Annotated in this window: 19 protein-coding genes; 14 read left to right on the top strand and 5 right to left on the bottom strand. The window is 64.9% G+C overall.

The window, feature by feature from the left end; genetic code table 11:
* Position 1: 1 nt before the first annotated feature.
* Positions 2 to 598, bottom strand: coding sequence for a DUF2796 domain-containing protein (locus tag J7302_RS18025; RefSeq protein WP_215377755.1), 597 nt, complete (start codon positions 596 to 598; stop codon positions 2 to 4).
* Positions 599 to 716: 118 nt separating this feature from the next.
* Here J7302_RS18025 and J7302_RS18030 point away from each other — a divergent pair, with 118 nt between their 5' ends.
* Positions 717 to 1,061 carry a hypothetical protein gene (locus J7302_RS18030; protein ID WP_215377757.1) on the top strand — a complete coding sequence of 115 codons (345 nt, stop codon included), beginning with the start codon at positions 717 to 719 and terminating at the stop codon, positions 1,059 to 1,061.
* Positions 1,062 to 1,118: 57 nt separating this feature from the next.
* On the opposite strand, the gene trxA is transcribed toward J7302_RS18030, so the two are convergent.
* From trxA to J7302_RS18045, 3 genes are all read right to left on the bottom strand, one after another.
* Positions 1,119 to 1,988, bottom strand: a complete 870-nt coding sequence (gene trxA, locus J7302_RS18035; protein ID WP_215377759.1) for a thioredoxin — start codon at positions 1,986 to 1,988, stop codon at positions 1,119 to 1,121.
* A 224-nt stretch (positions 1,989 to 2,212) separates the two neighbouring features.
* The gene (locus J7302_RS18040; protein WP_215377762.1) at positions 2,213 to 2,866 is read right to left on the bottom strand and encodes a class I SAM-dependent methyltransferase; all 654 of its coding nucleotides are present in this window, start codon (positions 2,864 to 2,866) and stop codon (positions 2,213 to 2,215) included.
* Positions 2,863 to 3,288, bottom strand: a complete 426-nt coding sequence (locus tag J7302_RS18045) for a YbaY family lipoprotein (RefSeq protein ID WP_215377764.1) — start codon at positions 3,286 to 3,288, stop codon at positions 2,863 to 2,865. The genes J7302_RS18040 and J7302_RS18045 overlap by 4 nt, the downstream gene beginning before the upstream one ends.
* Positions 3,289 to 3,478: 190 nt before the next feature.
* Between J7302_RS18045 and nrdR the strand changes: the two genes are divergently transcribed.
* From nrdR to J7302_RS18110, 13 genes are all read left to right on the top strand, one after another.
* On the top strand, positions 3,479 to 3,943 hold the full coding sequence (gene nrdR, locus J7302_RS18050; protein ID WP_044872644.1) for a transcriptional regulator NrdR: 465 nt from the start codon (positions 3,479 to 3,481) through the stop codon (positions 3,941 to 3,943).
* Positions 3,943 to 5,061: a bifunctional diaminohydroxyphosphoribosylaminopyrimidine deaminase/5-amino-6-(5-phosphoribosylamino)uracil reductase RibD gene (gene ribD, locus J7302_RS18055; protein ID WP_215377766.1), complete on the top strand. Its 1,119-nt coding sequence runs from the start codon at positions 3,943 to 3,945 to the stop codon at positions 5,059 to 5,061. Before nrdR ends, ribD begins: the two co-directional genes overlap by 1 nt.
* Positions 5,062 to 5,712: 651 nt before the next feature.
* Positions 5,713 to 6,375, top strand: a complete 663-nt coding sequence (locus J7302_RS18060; RefSeq protein ID WP_215377768.1) for a riboflavin synthase — start codon at positions 5,713 to 5,715, stop codon at positions 6,373 to 6,375.
* Between the two features lie 17 nt (positions 6,376 to 6,392).
* Positions 6,393 to 7,487, top strand: coding sequence for a bifunctional 3,4-dihydroxy-2-butanone-4-phosphate synthase/GTP cyclohydrolase II (ribBA, locus tag J7302_RS18065; RefSeq protein ID WP_215377772.1), 1,095 nt, complete (start codon positions 6,393 to 6,395; stop codon positions 7,485 to 7,487).
* Positions 7,488 to 7,550: 63 nt separating this feature from the next.
* Positions 7,551 to 8,027: a 6,7-dimethyl-8-ribityllumazine synthase gene (gene ribH / locus J7302_RS18070; protein WP_215377774.1), complete on the top strand. Its 477-nt coding sequence runs from the start codon at positions 7,551 to 7,553 to the stop codon at positions 8,025 to 8,027.
* Positions 8,024 to 8,497, top strand: a complete 474-nt coding sequence (gene nusB, locus J7302_RS18075) for a transcription antitermination factor NusB (RefSeq protein WP_215377778.1) — start codon at positions 8,024 to 8,026, stop codon at positions 8,495 to 8,497. Before ribH ends, nusB begins: the two co-directional genes overlap by 4 nt.
* A 14-nt stretch (positions 8,498 to 8,511) precedes the next feature.
* A complete protein-coding gene (thiL, locus tag J7302_RS18080; RefSeq protein WP_215377780.1) occupies positions 8,512 to 9,480 on the top strand; it encodes a thiamine-phosphate kinase in 969 nt (322 codons plus the stop codon).
* Positions 9,473 to 9,973, top strand: coding sequence for a phosphatidylglycerophosphatase A family protein (locus J7302_RS18085; protein ID WP_215377782.1), 501 nt, complete (start codon positions 9,473 to 9,475; stop codon positions 9,971 to 9,973). Before thiL ends, J7302_RS18085 begins: the two co-directional genes overlap by 8 nt.
* A gap of 123 nt (positions 9,974 to 10,096) precedes the next feature.
* Complete coding sequence (locus J7302_RS18090; RefSeq protein ID WP_215377784.1) at positions 10,097 to 10,246, top strand: hypothetical protein; 150 nt, start codon at positions 10,097 to 10,099, stop codon at positions 10,244 to 10,246.
* A complete protein-coding gene (locus J7302_RS18095; protein WP_215377786.1) occupies positions 10,233 to 10,886 on the top strand; it encodes a retropepsin-like aspartic protease family protein in 654 nt (217 codons plus the stop codon). The genes J7302_RS18090 and J7302_RS18095 overlap by 14 nt, the downstream gene beginning before the upstream one ends.
* Before the next feature lie 116 nt (positions 10,887 to 11,002).
* Positions 11,003 to 11,617: a GTP cyclohydrolase II gene (gene ribA / locus J7302_RS18100; protein WP_215377788.1), complete on the top strand. Its 615-nt coding sequence runs from the start codon at positions 11,003 to 11,005 to the stop codon at positions 11,615 to 11,617.
* On the top strand, positions 11,614 to 12,033 hold the full coding sequence (locus J7302_RS18105) for an MFS transporter (RefSeq protein WP_215377791.1): 420 nt from the start codon (positions 11,614 to 11,616) through the stop codon (positions 12,031 to 12,033). The genes ribA and J7302_RS18105 overlap by 4 nt, the downstream gene beginning before the upstream one ends.
* On the top strand, positions 12,033 to 12,830 hold the full coding sequence (locus tag J7302_RS18110; protein WP_215377793.1) for a cobalamin-binding protein: 798 nt from the start codon (positions 12,033 to 12,035) through the stop codon (positions 12,828 to 12,830). Before J7302_RS18105 ends, J7302_RS18110 begins: the two co-directional genes overlap by 1 nt.
* Before the next feature lie 26 nt (positions 12,831 to 12,856).
* Here J7302_RS18110 and dxs read toward each other — a convergent pair whose 3' ends face one another.
* On the bottom strand, positions 12,857 to 14,752 hold the full coding sequence (gene dxs, locus J7302_RS18115) for a 1-deoxy-D-xylulose-5-phosphate synthase (RefSeq protein WP_215377795.1): 1,896 nt from the start codon (positions 14,750 to 14,752) through the stop codon (positions 12,857 to 12,859).
* Positions 14,753 to 14,767 lie beyond the last annotated feature (15 nt).

Here is a 14,767-nt window from a genome sequence, read left to right on the forward strand (position 1 = left end):
GTTAGAAACTGAGAGTGGTGTTGTCGCGGGTGAGTTCGGCACCTTGTTGCCCCCGCGGACCGATCAGTTGTACCTGAATTTTCTCGGTTGCAGGGAAGCGCTTGAAGAGTTGCGTGAGGTCCAGTTGCTGCAGGGCGTCGGGAGCCTGACAGGTCATCTGGTAATGGGCGTGAACGTTGCTGTGCTCACGTTCGTGACCCTTGGCATGGTCTTCATGGGGCTCACCGTCATGGTGTGGCTCGTCGCCGAACAGTGGGCTCTCCAATTCCTGGGAGGCAACCGCGCAGATTGCCGCGTTAGGAATGCCGAAGAGAACCAGTGGCTGCACCAGTTCATCATGGGCAGCGGCGGCCTTGGCCTTGTCCGATGCGCTTCGGGCCGCGTGCTCGAAACCGACCAGGTTCATCGCCGGGCTGTCCAGCTCCAGTTCCAGGGTGTTTCCGTCCAGGGCAGCATTCAAGCGCGCGATGCCATGCTCGTGAGTTTCAAGGCTGCCGTGCGCTTCTTGTTCGTGACCGTGGTCATGTCCGTAGGGCTGAGCGTGGGCGGTGGTCAGGGGTAGCAAGGCAAATGGCAGGGCGAGGAACAGGTGACGCATAGCGCTCTCCGGGAAATTTAGCGTTACGTTATAACAATTTTTGCTTGCTTGGCCAACCTGCTTGGCGCCCGATGACCGGCGTGGGAGCATTACTGACAGTCTTTTGAAGGAGTCGGACATGCTGCGTATTCGCGGGCATATCGGGGAATGGCCGGTCGATCTTACGGTGGAGATGGATGCCGAGGACTGGGACCGGCTGACCAGCCGCCTGACGGCCGAGGCGGTCGCCGTACCGCCGGGTGCGGTAGCCAGGCCGACTGAGCGTGGCGATGCGTTATGGGAGACCGCACAGCAGCTGTTGCGTGACGCCGGGCAGATGGAGGGGCCGCGGTTGTTGGCTGAGCTGGAAGCCCTGGCTGGTGGTGCGGCAGCGGGCAAGCGCCTGTTGGTGCGGCTGCGTCACAGTGAGCAGGTGCTTGTAGAGGTCGGCGAGGATGCGCCGCTATACATCTGGCGCGGTTGATAGCCAATTGGTAGCCCGGACTTCAGTCCGGGCTACGAGGGAGGGCGGAACAGTTGCTCAATAGATCGCCTGATACAGCTTGCGGCGGTAAGTGGTAACCAGTGGGTGGTCATTGCCCAGCAGGTCGAATACCTGGAGCAGGGTCTTGTGCGGCAGGCCGTCGGCATAGCTGCGGTTGCGGACGAATAGCTTGAGCAGACCATCCAGCGCCGGCTCGTATTGCTGGCGGGAGAGCTGCTGGATCGACAACTGATAGAGCGCCTCGTCGTCACCCGCGTCCTGGGCCAGGCGAGACTTCAGGCTGGCCACTTCCGGCAGATCGGCCGCCTGGCGCAGGAAGGTCAGTTGGGCGCGGGCACCGGCCAGGGCCTGTTTGTGTTCGTCGCTCTTCACTGCATTCAGCACGGCTTCCGCTTCACCCAGTTCGCCACGCTCGGCGAGGCAGCGTCCATAAAGGATCAGCGCGGCAGCGTTGGTGTTGTCTTCGGTCAGCAGTTGCTTGAGCAGGTTTTCGGCTTCGCCGATGCGACCCTCGGCAAACAGAGCCTGGGCGCTGTCCAGCAGGTTGCCTTGGGGCGTGGCCGGCTGCTGCACGTGGGGTTCAAGCATCGTGCGGATAGCCGATTCGGGCTGCGCGCCAGCGAAACCGTCGACCGGCTGACCGTCCTTGAACAGCACCACGGTGGGCAAGCTGCGGATCCCGAAGCGCATCACGATGTCCTGCTCGATATCGCAGTTGACCTTGGCCAGCAACAGCTCGCCTTGATAGGACTCGGTGATTTGTGCCAGCAGCGGCATCAGGGCTTTGCAGGGGGCGCACCAGTCAGCCCAGAAATCCACCAGTACGGGTTTCTGGAAGGAGCTCTGGATCACCGCCTGGTCGAAGTCGGCGCCGGTGGTATCGAAGATGTAAGGGCTGTCGCTCATCTGAAGTCTCGAAAGCGCAAGAGATGTGCGAACTATAAAGGTGGCAGCGGCTGGACGGATACAGCGGAATGGCTCTCTACCATGGCCGGGGCGGTTTCTTGTGGGGGCGAATTCATTCGCGAACCGGGTCGAAGACCCGGCCGTGGACGTCCAGAGGGGGCCGCTGCGCGACCCATTGCGAAGGAATTCGCACCCAAAGGCATCTGCAGCTCGCCACTGAACAGTCAGCGAATGGCGTGATACAGGCTCACGTTGCGAAATTCCGCGGGCTCGGCCAGGTCCGGCCAGGTGCAGGCGTCCAGCACCGCCAGGCGGGTGTACAGCGGGTGCTGGAAGTCGCGCACGCGCGAGTCGGCCACCAGGGCTTGGCGGCCGCGGGTGAGGAAGTGGTCGAGCAGTGGCAGGTTGGCGCGGTCGTAGAGCACATCGGCGACGATGATCAGGTCGAAGCGATCCTGCTCCCGGAAGAAGTCCGCCGAATAGCTGAGCGTCACGCCGTTCAGCTCGGCGTTGGCACGGCAGGCCTCCAGGGCCAGAGGGTCCAGGTCGCAGGCTACGACTTCAGCGGCGCCGGCCTTGGCGGCGGCGATGGCGGCAACCCCCGAGCCGGTACCAAAGTCGAGTACGCGCTTGCCGACGACCCAGTCGGGCTTTTCCGCCAGCCAGCGTGCCAGGGCTAGGCCGCTGGCCCAGCAGAAGCACCAGTAGGGCGGTTCCTCGAGTATGCGGCGGGTTTCCTCGGGGCTGAAGGCGCGATCCATGTTGTCAGCGTCGATCAGCCAGAGTTTGAGGTCGGTGCCTGGGAGGGTTTCCGCACTGAGGCGGGCGTCGCCGAGCAACTGACTGAGCGCCTGCTGCAAGTGTTGCGGGGCAATCATGGGGCCGGTACCAGTTGCAGTGTGCCGAGGGCGCGGCTTTCGGGCTGGGTGATGAGCAACGGGTTGAGCCTCTGGATCAGGCGGCCGGACTGGCTGACACGGGCGCGTAACTCTACCCGCTCGCCCCTTGGGAAGGTCTCGGGGTTGAACAGCAGGCGAAAGGGCAGGGGATCGCCGTTGCCATTCAGTAGTTGGCTGCCGAGCAGGCGTAGCGGGCGGTCACGGCCATCGACTTGCAACAGCGCGAGCTCCACTTCGCTGCCGGCTGGCGGCTGTTGCAGGACGCCGCTGAGCTCGCGCAAGTGGGCGGGTGTCGCGGCCTCGACCTTGGGGGATGGGGCCACAGGCTTGGCTGGTGCCGGCGGCTCGCTGGAACAGGCGGCCAACAGGCCGGCGAGGAGCAGGGGAATGTAGGGGCGCATGCTGGGTTCCTGAGCTGTGCGAGTCTGCCCATGGGCAACGTCCAGCGTTGGCAACCGCTGCGTCCTGCGCGCATGCGCAAGAACCTGAACAGACTCTGTGCGCGGGCCTTATAGCGCAAAGCCGGCGGCTTGTCTTGCCCTCGGGATGCGCTACCATGGTCCACCTTTTGCCAATGCCTGCTGCCACGCCATGCACTGTCCCTTCTGCGGCGCCCACGACACCAAAGTCATCGATTCACGGCTGGTTGCCGAGGGCGACCAGGTGCGCCGTCGGCGCGAGTGCCTGGCTTGCGAGGAGCGCTTTACCACCTTCGAGACCGCCGAACTGGTCATGCCCCGGCTGATCAAGCAGGACGGCAGCCGCCAGCCTTTCGACGAGGACAAGCTGCGTGCCGGCATGCAGCGTGCGCTCGAAAAGCGGCCAGTCAGCGTCGAACGCCTCGAAGCTGCCATTGCCCATATCAAGCACAAGCTGCGCGCCACCGGTGAGCGCGAAGTGAAGTCGAGGGTCCTGGGTGAACTGGTGATGGCCGAGCTGCAAAAGCTCGACGAGGTCGCCTACATTCGCTTCGCCTCGGTTTACCGCCGCTTCCAGGACCTCAACGAATTCCGCGAGGAAATCGAACGCCTGGCCCGCGAGCCATCGAAAGACTAATGGACAGCAACGACCAGGCCTACATGGCCCGCGCCCTCGAGTTGGCGCGCAAAGGCATCTATTCCACCCATCCCAACCCCCGCGTAGGTTGTGTCATCGTGCGCGGCGGGCAGATCGTGGGCGAAGGCTGGCATGTCCGTGCCGGGGAACCCCATGCCGAAGTGCATGCCCTGCGCCAGGCTGGCAACCTTGCTCGCGGTGCCACCGCCTACGTCACCTTGGAGCCTTGCAGTCACCACGGTCGCACGCCACCCTGCGCCGATGCGCTGGTGACTGCTGGTGTCGCCCGGGTGGTGGCTGCCATGCAGGACCCCAACCCGCAGGTGGCTGGCCGTGGCCTCAAGCGCCTGGCGGATGCGGGCATCGATGTGCAGAGCGGCGTGCTCGAGGCCGATGCACGGGCGCTCAACGTTGGCTTCATCAAGCGCATGGAGCAGGGCCTGCCCTTTGTGCGGGTCAAGCTGGCAATGAGCCTGGACGGTCGCACGGCCATGGCCAGCGGCGAGAGCCAGTGGATCACCGGCCCCGAAGCACGCGCTGCGGTACAGCGCCTGCGGGCTCGCTCCAGTGTGGTGCTGACGGGTGCCGATACGGTTCTGGCCGATGGCGCGCGCCTTACCGTGCGTCCGGACGAGCTGGGGCTGAATGCCGAGCTCACTGCCCTGGCGCTCAGTCGTCCGCCACTGCGGGTGCTGGTCGATGGCCGCCTGCGGGTGCCACTCGATGCTCCGTTCTTTCAGGCAGGTCCTGCGTTGGTGGCCACCTGTGCCGCAGTTGAGTCAGGTGAGCCTTTCAAGGCGGCGGGTCATGAGCTGTTGTGCGTCCCGGGTATGGATGGCCAGGTCGATCTGCGCCAACTGTTGCGGGAGCTGGCCGCGCGTGGAGCCAGCGAGGTATTGGTCGAAGCCGGACCGCGCCTGGCAGGGGCGTTCGCCAGTGCCGGGCTGGTGGATGAGTACCAGCTGTTCGTCGCCGCCAAGTTCCTCGGCTCCAGCGCGCGCCCGTTGCTGGACTGGCCGCTGGCGCGAATGGCCGAGGCCCCAGAACTGAAAATCCTCGAGATGCGTGCGGTCGGCGACGACTGGCGCGTCATCGCCGTGCCTCGCCGCGACAGCTGAACACTGGCCTGGGCGCATCGCGCGATGGGGCGATGCAACTTCCCCGTGACTGTGATAAAACGCCTGCCAGTCATGTTCAATGCATGGCTGAAACGTTCTCAGGGCGGGGTGCAAGTCCCCACCGGCGGTAATTGCGCGCAAGGCGCAGAGCCCGCGAGCGCTTGCTTGCAAGAGCCTTCTCACGATTAGGCGAGCTAGAGCGAGACAAGGTGCAACGACCAACGGGAGTAACAGCCATAGGCTGGCCCGAAGGGGGAGCGCCAGCGAATCAAACAACCGAGGAAGCGGAGTTTACGACTGTAAATGAGCATTCCGAGGCTGTTTTTAACGCCGTATCGCCGACGCGCAGCAAATCGTGGGCTGGCTCCCAGGCAGGGTCAGCAGACCTGGTGAGATCCCAGGGCCGACGGTAACAGTCCGGATGAAGAGAGAACGGGATTGCCTGCATAGGCTCAGGTACCTTCGTGCCTGCGTATATCCCATTCGATCCGAAAGCCCTGTTTTTCACGAAACAGGAGTTCCATCGATGTCACAAGCAACAGTCCAATCCCTACCGACGCCGGCGGCCTGCCTGAGCGCGGGCGAGGGGAGGGCGCCTATAATGCGTCTTCTGCCGGCCCGCGCCGGCCTGGTTCTAGCCCTGGAGGCCCCATGTTCACCGGCATAATCGAAGCCATTGGCACCATTCGCGCGCTGACCCCGAAGGGCGGTGACGTCCGCGTCCTGGTGGAAACCGGCAAGCTGGACCTGGGCGACGTCAAGCTGGGCGACAGCATCGCGGTCAATGGCGTCTGCCTGACCGCCGTCGAGCTGCCGGGCAACGGCTTCTGGGCCGATGTCAGCCGCGAGACCCTGGCCCGTTCGGCATTCGACGACCTCAAGCCAGGCAGCCGAGTCAACCTGGAAAAGGCCCTGACTCCCTCGAGCCGCCTTGGCGGCCATCTGGTCAGCGGCCATGTCGACGGCGTCGGCGAAGTCGTGGCGCGGGAAGACAACGCCCGTGCCGTTCAATTCAGGATCCGCGCACCGCGTGAACTGGCGAAATACATTGCCCTGAAAGGGTCGATCACCGTCGACGGCACGAGCCTGACGGTGAACGCGGTGAATGGTGCCGAGTTCGAGCTGACCATCGTCCCGCACACCCTGGGCGAGACCATCATGGCCGACTACCGGCCCGGGCGCCGGGTCAACCTCGAGGTGGACCTGCTGGCCCGCTACCTGGAACGCCTGCTGCTGGGCGACAAGGCTGCGGAGCCCCAGGCGTCCGGCCTGACTGAAAGCTTCCTGGCCGAACACGGCTACCTCAAACACTGAATTCATAAGGAGGGCCCATGGCTCTCAACACGATTGATGAACTGATCGAAGACATCCGCCAGGGCAAGATGGTCATCCTCATGGATGACGAGGATCGCGAGAACGAAGGCGACCTGATCATGGCCTCCGAGTGCGTGCAAGCCGAGCACATCAACTTCATGGCCAGGTTCGCTCGCGGCCTGATCTGCATGCCGATGACCCGCGAACGCTGCGAGCTGCTCAAGCTGCCGCTGATGGCACCGCGCAACGGTTCCGGCTTCGGCACAAAGTTCACCGTCTCCATCGAAGCGGCCGAGGGCGTGACTACCGGCATTTCCGCCGCTGACCGCGCCCGCACCGTGCAGGTAGCCGCCGCCAAGAGCGCCAAGGCCGAGGACATCGTCAGCCCCGGTCACATCTTCCCGCTGATGGCCCAGCCGGGCGGCGTGCTGGCCCGTGCCGGCCACACCGAAGCGGCCTGCGACCTGGCTCGTATGGCGGGCTTCGAGCCCAGCGGTGTGATCTGCGAAATCATGAATGACGACGGCACCATGTCCCGTCGCCCCGAGCTGGAGGCCTTCGCCGCCGAGCACGGGATCAAGATCGGCACCATCGCCGACCTCATCCATTACCGCCTGATCCATGAGCGCACCATCGAGCGCATCGCCGAGCAACCGTTGGACAGCGAAGTGGGCCACTTCAACCTGGTGACCTACCGCGACTCCGTCGAAGGCGACATCCACATGGCCCTGACTCTGGGTACCATCAGCCCCGATGAGCCGACCCTGGTGCGGGTGCACAACATGGACCCGCTGCGCGACCTGTTCATGGTCAACCAGGCTGGTCGCTGGAGCCTGCGGGCCGCCATGTCCGCCGTGGCCAAGGCCGGCAGCGGCGTGGTGCTGTTGCTGGGCAATCCGCTGACCGGTCCGCAGCTGCTGGCCCACCTGGAGCGTCAGCTCGGTGCGGATGCCAAGGTCACCAACCCGACGACCTATAGCACCGTGGGTGCCGGTTCGCAGATTCTGCGTGACCTCGGGGTGCGCAAGATGCGCCTGATGAGTTCGCCGATGAAGTTCAATGCGATATCCGGTTTCGACCTGGAAGTTGTAGAATACTTGCCCGCTGAATGACCCGCAGGGCCCCGGCCAAAGAATGGTCGGGGCCCTCGCTCTTTAATTGACGAGAACTCGCCCATGTCCCTGAAGACCATCGAAGGTACCTTCATCGCCCCCAAAGGCCGCTATGCCCTGGTGGTCGGCCGTTTCAACAGCTTCGTCGTCGAAAGCCTGGTGAGTGGCGCCGTAGACGCCCTGGTTCGCCACGGTGTTCGTGAAGACGACATCACCCTGATTCGCGCTCCAGGCGCCTTTGAAATCCCGCTGGTAGCCCAGAAGGTCGCCCAGCAAGGCGAGTACTCCGCCATCATCGCCCTCGGCGCGGTCATTCGTGGCGGCACCCCGCACTTCGAATACGTAGCCGGTGAATGCACCAAGGGCCTGGCCCAGGTTTCCATGGAGTTCGGCGTTCCGGTCGCCTTCGGCGTCCTCACCGTCGACTCCATCGAGCAGGCCATCGAGCGTTCCGGCACCAAAGCAGGCAACAAGGGCGCTGAAGCTGCCCTGTCCGCCCTGGAGATGGTCAGCCTGCTGGCTGCCCTGGAGGCCAAGTGAGCAACGCAGACGGTTCGGCGCCCAAGGCACCGAAAGGCAAGATCGCAGCCCGTCGCCAGGCCCGCAGCCTGGCGATGCAAGCGCTGTACTCGTGGCATATCGCCGGCCAGGCACTCAACGAGATCGAGGCGCAGTTCCGCGTCGACAACGATTTCAGCACCGTCGACGGCGCCTACTTCCACGAGATCCTGCACGGCGTGCCCCGCCTGAAGACTGAGATCGACGCAGCCTTCCTGCCCTGCCTGGATCGCGCCCTCGAGGAAGTTGATCCGGTCGAACTGGCGATCCTGCGCCTGTCCACCTACGAGCTGATGAACCGTGTCGATGTGCCTTATCGCGTGGTCATCAACGAAGGTATCGAACTGGCCAAGGTGTTCGGCGCTACCGACGGGCACAAATTCGTCAACGGCGTGCTGGACAAGCTGGCTCCGCGCCTTCGTGCAGCGGAAGTCCGTGGCGGCAAGCGCTGATCGCAGCCTGGCCTGTGGGTGAGTTCGAGCTGATCCGTCGCTTCTTCGCCTCTGCCGCCTGTGCGGCCGGAGGCGAAGGCATTGCCCTGGGCATCGGCGATGATTGTGCCTTGTTGCACCTGCCGGCCGGCGAACAGCTTGCAGTGTCTACCGACACCCTGGTGTCCGGGGTGCATTTCCCCCAGGACGCCGACCCCTATCGCCTCGGCCAGCGCGCCCTGGCAGTTTCCGCCAGTGACCTGGCCGCCATGGGCGCCACGCCCCTGGCCTTCACCCTGGCGCTCACCCTGCCCGATGCCCGGGTCGACTGGCTCGAGGAATTTGCCCTCGGCTTGTCCAGCATGGCCCGCGACTGCCACCTGAGCCTGGTTGGCGGCGACACCACCCGTGGCCCGCTGAGCCTGACCCTCACCGTCTTCGGCCGCGTGCCGGCCGGTCGCGCCCTGACCCGCGCCGGGGCACGCCCAGGTGACCTGCTTTGCGTCGGTGGCAGCCTGGGTGATGGTGCCGGCGCCTTGCCGCTGGTGCTGGGGGAGCGCGAGGACAGCAGCCCCGAGGCGCATTACCTGCTGCAGCGCTACTGGGCCCCGCAGCCCCAACTGGCCCTGGGCCAAGCCTTGCGCGGGCGAGCGACTGCCGCGCTGGATATCTCCGATGGCCTGTTGGCTGACTGTGGCCATATCGCCGCGGCGTCTTCTGTGGCGCTGTGGGTAGAGGCCGCGCGCCTGCCTCTGTCGCCAGCCCTTCAACAACTGTTCCCAAGGGATTTCGCGCTCAACTGTGCGTTGGCCGGTGGTGATGATTACCGCCTGGCCTTTACCCTTCCCGCGAACGAACTGCCTGCCGTCCAGGCCGCCTGGCCGGATGTCCGCGTGGTTGGCCGGGTCGAGGCCGGGCAGGGCGTCCATCTGCTGGACGCGGCCGGGAACGAATCACGGCCACCAGCGCTGGGTTATCAACATTTCGGGAGTCAAGGTGACTGATCGCGAATCGGCCTCTACACAGCCGATCCCCCATTCGGTATGGAGCAACCCCTGGCATTTCATCGCCTTCGGTTTCGGTTCCGGCACATTGCCCAAGGCGCCCGGCACCTGGGGCTCGATGGTGGCGCTGCCGTTCATCCCGTTGTGGCAGATGCTGCCCGACTGGGGCTACTGGCTGATGCTCGGGGTGACCATGCTGTTTGGCTTCTGGCTCTGCGGCAAGGTGGCCGATGACCTGCGCGTGCATGACCATGAAGGCATCGTCTGGGACGAGATGGTCGGCATGTGGATCACCCTCTGGCTGGTGCCGGAAGGCTGGCACTGGCTCCTGCTAGGCTTTGTAGTGTTCCGGGTGATGGATATCGTCAAGCCCTGGCCGATCCACTGGATCGACCGTCACGTCCATGGCGGCGTGGGGATCATGCTCGATGACGTGCTGGCCGGCGTGTTCGCCTGGTTGGCAATGCAGCTGATTATCTGGGGCCTGGCCTAAGGCTCCAGGGAGCATTCGTCGGGAGGGGGCCTGCGGGAGGGCGGGTGATGCGCCATTGGATACTGGGTGTTCTGATCGCCTGCCTCGTCCTGCCCGTGGCGCGGGCACAAGACCTACCGTCAAGTGAAATTCGCCTGGCCAGTGAAGTCTGGCCGCAACATACCAAGGCTGACGGCACTGGTCGCCAGTGGCGAGTTGCGTCCACTGTTCAAACGCTGGAAGCAGCCTTACCCCTTCGACAAGGACCTGGAGACGCCCCATGCCGCGCAGTGAGTCATACCTGGCAGCCCTCATCCTGCTGACCGTTGCGAACTTCGCCGGAGCGGCCCAGGTGCAGGTCGTCGGGCTTTTTCCCGGCGCCGCGGTGATCAACGTCGACGGCCAGCGCAAGCTGGTGAAGGTCGGGCAGACTGGCCCGGGCGGCGTCCAGGTGATCAGCGCCGACAGCAAGGGCGCGGTGCTGCGGGTCGACGGTGTCGAGCGCGCTTATGGGCTGTCCCGGGAATACAACGAGATGGGCAGCACCGGCTCACCGCAGAAGACGCAGCTGAGTGTCGCTCGCGGTAACGATGGCCACTTCCAGGTGGCGGGTTCGATCGATGGCCACCCGGTGCAATTTTTGATCGATACCGGCGCGACCAGTGTGGCGATGAACGAGAACCAGGCACGTCGCCTGGGCATCGATTACCGGGTGACCGGGCTGCCGATGAAGGCCAGTACCGCAGCAGGTACCGTCAACGCCTGGCGCGTGAAGTTCGACCGCGTCAAGGTCGGGGCCATCGAGGTGCTTGGCGTCGAAGGCGCAGTCATCGAGGGCGGGGCCCCGGTCGACGTGCTGCTGGGCATGAGCTTTCTCAACCGTGTCCGTTGGCGCGAAGAACAAGGTGTGCTGATGCTGGAGTCCAAATTCTAGGGGCCCGCCGTGGCCGTGATCGACCAATTCGATACTTATCCCCAACCATTCAATCTGACTCGCCGGATAGTGCTGCTGCTACAATGCCGGCCTTGCGAATCTCCAGGAGTTTCTCGGTGTCTGTCGTCTTTGTCGCCGCCTCCCAGCTGCCCACACCTTTCGGCGTGTTCACCATGCATGGCTTCCTCGATGAGGCCAATGGCAAGGAACACGTAGCCCTGACCCTTGGCGAGGTGGCCGACGGTGCGCCCGTGCTGGGCCGCCTGCACTCCGAATGCCTGACCGGCGATGCGCTCTTCAGCCTGCGCTGTGATTGCGGGTTCCAGCTGGAGGCAGCCCTGCGTGCCATCGCCAATGAAGGCCGCGGCGTGCTCCTCTACCTGCGTCAGGAAGGGCGCGGTATCGGCCTGCTGAACAAGATCCGCGCCTATGAGCTGCAGGATGGTGGGGCGGATACCGTGGAAGCGAACGAGCGCCTGGGGTTCGGCGCTGACCAGCGTGACTACGCCATGTGCCAGCCGATGCTCGAGCACCTGGGCATTACCGCCGTGAAGCTGATGACCAACAACCCGCGCAAGGTCAAGGCGCTGGAAAGCTACGGCCTCAATGTGGCCGAGCGAGTCCCGCTGCAGACCGGCCTCAATCCGCATAATCGCAAGTACCTGGCCACCAAGGCCGGCAAGCTTGGGCACATGCTCGGCAACCTGCATCAGGCGGAAGCCGAGTCTTGAGCCGGCCCGAGGTTCGCCGCCGGTTGTCCGCGGCCTGGTGGTGCCAGCTGGGCCTGACCCTGTCGCCGCTGTTCCTGGTCAGCCTGTTGTTCGGCGATCGTGAACCTCTGCTGCCCGTGCTGCAGATGCCGATGTTCATAGCCGGGCTGGCCTCGATGTTCCTCAGTCTGCGGTTGTTCAGCGGCTACAAGCGCGCCTTGGTGGCGACTGAGGCCGCACTGGACGGACCTGAAGAACCGGCAGCCTGGGAAGCCCTGGCCAACAGCCGGCGCCGCGCTTTCCTGGCCGCGGGACTGCCGGCCTGGATCGCCGCCCTGGGCGTATTCGTCGGCCTCAATGGCGTCGCCCTGTTCCTCCTTGCCTTGAGCAGCGTCGTGTTGCTCTACCTCTATCGAATTCCCCGCCAACTCGCCTGATGCGCCGGCTTACCGCTCTCCTGCTGCTCTGCCTGGCGTTGCCCGCTGCGGCCCAGTTGCGGGTGGTGAGCCTGGCGCCGTCGCTGAGCGAGGTGATGCTCGAACTCGAGGCGGGCGACATGCTGGTCGGCGTGCTCGATGCCGGAGAACGACCGGCCGCCCTGGCTGGCCTGCCCTCGGTTGGACGCTATGGCCAGCTGCAGGCAGAAAGCCTGCTGAGCCTGAAGCCCGATCTGGTGCTGCTCTGGCCCGATAGCGTTGGTGCCGCCGGCCGCGAGCAGTTGCGCAAGCTCGACGTCCCGCAGTTGGTCGTGGCTCCGCGCGACCTCGTGCAACTGGCCGGAGCCTTCGCCGAGATCGGCGCACGTATCGGTCGGCCGGAAAAGGGGCGCCAGTTGGCAGAGCGGTTCGCAGCGGGGCTCGCCGAGTTGCGCCAGCGTTACCGCCGCGCGGTGCCGCTTCCGGTTTTCTATCAAGTGTGGGATCAGCCGCTCTATACGTTGGGCGGCCAGCAGATCATCAGTGATGCGTTGCGCGTCTGCGGGGCTGAGAATGTCTTTGCCGAGCTAGCCCTGCCGGCACCGCAGGTCAGTGTCGAAGCCGTGCTGCAGCGCAATCCTCAGGTCATCCTGGTCAGCGAGCCCGCCCAGGTCAAGGCCTGGGAGGCCTGGCCGCAGTTGGCGGCGGTGCGCAACAAACAAGTCTGGCCCGTGCCCGATCGCGGCCTGGAGCGGCCGAGTTTCCAGATGCTGGGGGCGATGGAGGCGCTGTGCCAGCTACTGGCGCGCGCCCCGTAGGAGCGAGCAAGCTCGCTCCTACGGGGTCATTGGTCCAGCAAGGCCATCCGCGTGCGGATCGATGCTTCGATACCCGCGGCATCCAGACCGCATTCGGCGAGCATTTCCGCCGGCTTGGCGTGTTCGACGTAGTAGTCCGGCAGGCCAAGGTGGAGGATCGGCTTGACCAGATTTTCGCGGGCGAGGAACTCGCTCACGGCGGCGCCGGCGCCACCCATCACGCTGTTCTCTTCAATCGTCACCAGCAACTCGTGGCTCCCAGCCAGCTCGCGCACCATGGCTTCGTCCAGAGGTTTGACGAAACGCATGTCGACCACGGTGGCGTCGAGGCCTTCGGCCACCTTCAGCGCCTCGGCCAGTTGCACGCCGAACACCAGCAGGGCGGCTTTCTGGCCGCGGCGACGGACCACGCCCTTGCCGATTTCCACTGGCGCCAGGATCGGATCGATCAGCGCGTTCGGGCCACTGCCACGCGGGTAGCGGACGGCGGCGGGGCCTTCGAACTGGTAGCCGGTGGTCAGCAGCAGGCGCAGCTCGTTCTCGTCGCTGGGCGTCATCACCAGGATCCCGGGGATGCAGCGCAGGTAGGAGAGGTCAAAGCTGCCGGCATGGGTTGGGCCGTCCTCGCCGACGAGGCCGGCGCGGTCGATGGCGAACAAAACGTCGAGGTTCTGCACCGCGACATCATGGATCAGTTGGTCGTAACCGCGCTGCAGGAACGTGGAGTAGATCGCCACCACCGGCTTGGCGCCATCGCAGGCCATGCCGGCCGCCAGGGTCACGGCGTGCTGTTCGGCAATGGCGACGTCGAAGTAGCGGTCAGGGAAGCGCTGACTGAAGGCGACCAGGTCAGAGCCTTCCTTCATCGCCGGGGTGATGCCCACCAGACGAGGGTCCTGCCCGGCCATGTCGCACAGCCATTGGCCAAAGACGTTGGAGTATCGGGGACCGGAGGCTTTCTTCGGTGCGGTCGGAGCGTTGATCGGCTCCAGCTTGGTGATCGCGTGGTAGCCGATCGGGTCGGCTTCGGCCGGGGCGAAGCCCTTGCCCTTCTTGGTCACCACGTGGAGGAACTGCGGACCCTTGAGGTCACGCATGTTGCGCAGCGTGGAGACCAGGGTGGGCAGGTCGTGGCCGTCGATGGGGCCGATATAGTTCCAGCCCAGTTCCTCGAACAGGGTGCCGGGGACCAGCATGCCCTTGGCGTATTCCTCGGTGCGACGGGCGATTTCCCAGGCGCCGGGCAGGCGCGACAGCACCTTCTTGCTGCCTTCACGCATGCTCGCGTAGGTGCGACTGGAGAGGATCTTGGCCAGGTAGTTGGACAGGCCGCCGACGTTGTGCGAGATCGACATGTCGTTGTCGTTGAGGATCACGAGCATGTCGGCCTGAACGTCCGAAGCATGGTTGAGCGCCTCGAAGGCCATGCCGGCGGTCAGCGCACCGTCGCCGATGACGGCAATGGACTTGCGGCTGGAGCCTTGCATGCGCGCGGCGATGGCCATCCCCAGGGCGGCGCTGATGGAGGTGCTGGAGTGGCCGACGCCGAAGGTGTCGTACTCGCTCTCCACGCGGCGCGGGAAGGCGGCGATGCCGTCCTTCTGGCGCAGGGTACCCATCTGCTCGCGGCGCCCGGTGAGAATTTTGTGCGGGTAGGCCTGATGGCCCACGTCCCAGACCAGCCGGTCGTCGGGTGTGTCATAGACGTAATGCAGGGCGATGGTCAGCTCGACCACGCCCAGCCCGGCACCGAAATGCCCGCCGGTCTGGCCGACGGTATAGAGCAGGTACTGGCGCAGTTCGTCGGCCAGGGTTTCCAGCTCTGCCTCGCCAAGCCGGCGCAGTTGATCCGGCGTCGCCGCGCGGTCAAGCAGGGGCGTTACGGGGCGTTCGCGGGGAATCTCATGGAACGTCGTGGGCATCAGGCGAATCGTTAT

It is taken from the genome of Metapseudomonas boanensis (assembly GCF_018704125.1).
GTDB lineage: Bacteria > Pseudomonadota > Gammaproteobacteria > Pseudomonadales > Pseudomonadaceae > Metapseudomonas > Metapseudomonas boanensis.